Source organism: Bacteroidota bacterium (genome assembly GCA_036522515.1).
Classification (GTDB): domain Bacteria; phylum Bacteroidota; class Ignavibacteria; order UBA10030; family SZUA-254; genus VBOC01.
Genome location: DATDFQ010000060.1, coordinates 1 through 4,309 on the forward strand (window position 1 = coordinate 1; position 4,309 = coordinate 4,309).

General features: G+C 56.0%; 4 protein-coding genes. All 4 read right to left on the minus strand.

All coding sequences use genetic code 11. The annotated features are described in order from the left end of the window. Positions 1–904: glycosyltransferase (locus tag VI215_13080; GenBank protein HEY6193250.1), on the minus strand; the 904-nt coding region annotated here is incomplete at its 3' end. A 93-nt stretch (positions 905–997) separates the two neighbouring features. Further along, positions 998–2,527: a flippase gene (locus VI215_13085; GenBank protein HEY6193251.1), complete on the minus strand. Its 1,530-nt coding sequence runs from the start codon at positions 2,525–2,527 to the stop codon at positions 998–1,000. Positions 2,528–2,559: 32 nt separating this feature from the next. Beyond that, on the minus strand, positions 2,560–3,855 hold the full coding sequence (locus VI215_13090; GenBank protein HEY6193252.1) for a GNVR domain-containing protein: 1,296 nt from the start codon (positions 3,853–3,855) through the stop codon (positions 2,560–2,562). A gap of 11 nt (positions 3,856–3,866) precedes the next feature. Next, the coding region (locus tag VI215_13095) for a hypothetical protein (GenBank protein ID HEY6193253.1) at positions 3,867–4,309 on the minus strand (443 nt) is incomplete at its 5' end.

Consider the following 4,309-nt stretch of genomic DNA (forward strand, 5'->3'; position numbering starts at 1 on the left):
TCGCTGCCATCGCTTCCAATAACGCGATCGGGAGCCCTTCATAGCGGGAAGTGAAAAGGAACGCATCCATCATCGAGAGAAATTTCGGAATCTCGGCCGCTTCCTGGTTGCCGGCAATCCTGAGGTTTGCGGCTACGCCGCAGGTGTCGGCCATTCGGACAATTTTTGTTCGCAGGTCGCCGTCGCCCACCCACAAGAACCGAGCCTGGTTCAATCGAGCGCTCACTATTGCCGCCACCCTCACGAACGTCTCGGGATCCTTCTGGGAAGAGAGCCTTCCGACCATTCCCACAACGAAAGCATCTTCCGGCAAATCGTATTGTTTTTTCGGAAGCCGTAATTCGGCGGGGGAAACGGCTGCAAATCGTTGCGTATCGATCGACATTGGGATGGTTCTTGCCTTCGGGGGATGCAGCAGTCCCTTGGAAAGCCCGGCTTCGTACTCGGTCTTGCTGAGCACCGTGACAAAATCGGATGAACCACATATCAACCGCTCAAGAATGAAGAACATGGCTTTCGAGGGACTTCCCCGCTTCTGGGTGAACCTCAGACCGTGACCCGTATAGATTACTCTCGCGGGGAGATTCTTATTCGCCAGGACAGAGAGAAACGCCGCCTTGAGAGTGTGCGCGTGAATCAGATCGAAAGATTCCCGCTTGAGATATGTTCTGAAGGATCGCAATGCCGAAAGAAACGTCAGGATTGAATAATCGATTCTCGAGGGGTGGACAGAGACACCCTCCCGGGTCAGAATCTGAAATAAAGGTCCCGGCCCGGACGCGGCAAGGTGAATATCGAATCGTTCACGCGGCAACCCGCGAATAAGAGAAAGCAGAAACTGCGACACACCTCCCAGATCGCTGACCGGCTCGACGAGCAGGAGCTTTATTTTCTGATCAGGCATGCCCGACGCGTCAGGTATGCGAGGGTGGGGGTATTTCGGGCCCGGCGACCTCGTTGCGATCCGATCCATGCCCACGCCTGAATCCGGCCTCAGTCACGAGCTCGCCCCTCCGGCCCGGGCTGCCAGGGAACGGGCCGTGGAGGTAACCAGGTCTCTCTCGGCAGGATCCAGAACAAACCGCCAGGATACGATGCCAAATGCCACCACGATCGCCGCAACCGTGGGAAGCTTCACGGCCAGGCCCACAGGGAGAACGAGAGAGAGGAGCATCGCGCTGACGAGGATCACCACCACCGAAATGCCCCGCTTAAGGCCGTGCCCGAGAAAGGATCTGACACTCACGAATTTGCCGGAGGCGACAAACAGGAGAAGGGTGTCGATCGCAACGCGGATGCTCCATGCGACGGCACCGCCGGCGATTCCGAAATTTCTGACCAGGATCCAAACCAGCGGCACATACAGGAGCAACTCGAGGAGATGGAACTTCGCCGGTATATCCGGGCGCCCCAATCCCAGAATCAGAACGGTGGGGATTTGAGCCAGGGAATTTAAGAAGACGCCCGCAGCGAGGACCTGCATCACAACAACGCTGATCTCGGCGAATTCAACGCCCAGCCAAAGTCGAAGAATCTCGCGGGCAAAGACGATCAGGAGTACGACCAGGGGAGCAAGCAGAATGAGAAGAAATTTTACCGACCGCGAATAAAGATTCGCAATCTCTTCGCTCGCGCCGGAATCGACGCCGCTAAAAGAGGGGAAGAGCGTCATCGCCAGGCTGGCAGGAAGGATTGATATCCTCGTGACCATTTCGAAGGGAGCCGAGTAATAGGAGACTGCGGCGATGGAAATCGTGGCACCGATCAGAAAACGATCGAGATAGGCCAGGACAGGTTGCACAAGATTGCTCACGCTGATCCATCCGCCATACGGGAGCATCCGGCGAATATCCTCCAGGTCCGGCGAAACTCCCTTCTTGAGAACCGGAAACACCTTGAAGCAAAGGAGCAGGTAGGCCATGCCGCTGCAAATCTTGGAAATCATCAGAAGGATGACAATCCCGCGCACTCCGAACCCCATCAGCAAACCGGCGACGGGAAGCAGAAATGTCAAGGAGCTTGAGACGACTGCCACCGCATTTACATACTCGAAGCGCTGGGCTGCCTCCAACGCTCCTCGAAATGCCGTAGTGATAAGTATCGCCGGGCAGGAAAAAGCCAGAAGAAGGAACGAGTCTCCGGCTACCTCCACAAGGTTCTGCGGGATTCGAAACACGCTGTGCGAAAGCACGGGCGCCAACCCTGCGATGATGACCGATCCAACGAGACCGAGGATCAAGTTCATCCAGAAGGAGGTCCAGAACAGACCCCGAACCCTGTCGGTCGATCCGTTCTGCAGTTCCCGGGCGATGAATTTGGTGGTTGCCCGCCCAAGGCCGAGATCAAACAGGGTAAAGTAGCCGAGGAGCATCCAGCAGAGGGAGAGGATCCCGAAGCTATCGACGCCCAGCCCCTTCACTACGTACGGGATGGAGACCACTCCGACGACGAGGGGGACAAGGAGCCCGCCGAAATTCAGAACGCTATTGAGGGCGATATGTCCATTGCTGGATCGGGGGAATGTCACGAGCTTCAGCTTCTAAGAGCGCCACGCCGCGCTCATCGCGATCTGTTCCCGCGTTTCCAGAACAGCCCGAACTTGTCCGACCAGGCGGTCTCCAGAAGCGTGTTGAATCGCTCGGGGTAGGCTCGCCGTAGTCGTTCGACCCCCTCAGCGGTGAAGATGATGGCGAGAGAAATCATCGTGGAAATGACGAAGGCAAGCAGGGCGTACAGAGAGACTTTCGGCTTCGACTTACGCTCCGGGACTGTCGCGCGATCCAGCACAACCACCGAGGGGGTGCTCCTCTTTTCCTCAACTTTAGACTGTTCGTACAGAGGGGTGAGGAACTGCAAAATCTTGTTCTGGATTTCCACCTCGCGATAAAGCCGGACATACCCTGATGCAAGTTCGGGTGTCTGCCGGAACGGCACGAGGATTTTCATCTCGTCGGGAGCCCCCCCCGATCCGACGCTCAATTCCTTGAGCTTGCTCTTGATCGCATCAATCTCAATCTGCTTCTGGGCGATGCTGGGGTGAGCGTCCGAGAGACTCCGCTTCATTCCCGCCAATTCGATTTCTTTCATCGCCAACAACGCATACAGTTCAGCTCCCGCTTTCACGGACGCTTCCGTCTGTTCCGGCATCGCGATGACGCCGTGTTCGAGCTGGAACGTCTTCAAAGCGTCCTCCGCCTTCCGCAAGTCAGCCTGGTTTTGATCGAATCTCTGCTCGACAAACTCCCTGTTCCCTTTCGCGTTCTGGACATGGAGCTGAGCGTTAATATCGTTCAGGATATCCACGAAATAGTTCGCCATCGCCGCGGACCGAGCGGGGTCCATGTCGTAGACGGAGACCTCAAGGTTCCCCTCGTCCGCGATCACAAGATCGACGTTGGACAGGAGCTCCTTCATCGTCTTCTCATGAGGGTAGTTCGTGATGTCGTATACCTTCGTCAGATCAAATTTGTCGATCACTCGCGTCAGAGCGTTCTCGCTTTTCAATATGGCCGTGTACCGCTCCGCCTCGGTTGGTCCGGTGAGGGAGGAGAGTCTTCCCACCGGACTGAACGACTTCACCAGAGACGAGACCCCTTGAAGCCCGGAGAAGAGGTCCGTCTGCTCGGCGGGGAATACCGACGCGGTTGCCTTATACCATTTCGGAAGCAGGAGCGCGACGATGGTTACGAGAACCGTGGTCCCGAACACAAAGACGGCGATGAATTTTCTCCACCGCACGAGGACGGAAACGAAATCGAGGATTGACTCTCCCAGGGGCTTGGCCGTTTCGTTGCTTCCCGGGATCGGGGTATATTCAGCAGTCTTCTTTTCTATTTCTGCCCGATAGTCTTCCATTCAGCTCATCCCTACTTGTTCGACTGCTGGACAATGAACGCAATTCCGATTATTACGCTCAGGACAGCAGCCGACTGGCTTGCGATCGTCATGTAATACGAAAAAGGTCTGTCGGGCTCCTGAGGAACCCATAGATAGTCTCCTTCTTCAATGGTCGTCGAACCCGGTTCGAGCCATTGCTTCGTCTTGGCCTTGATGACCTTCAAGCTTCCCGAGTTCGCCCGGCTGGTATATCCACCGGCCTTTTCGATGTAATACTTCGGATCCCTGCCGCGTACGTAAACGATGTGGCCGGGGATGACAACCTGCCCGAAGACATAGACGGTTTTCTGTCGAGACGGGATGAATATCTGGTCTTCTGCCTGAAGGATGATATCCTCCGTCGAATCCCTCTGCAGGAACAGCTTTTCAAAATCCACGGCCACGGGTGCCCGCTTGATACGGAGTTCTGTTT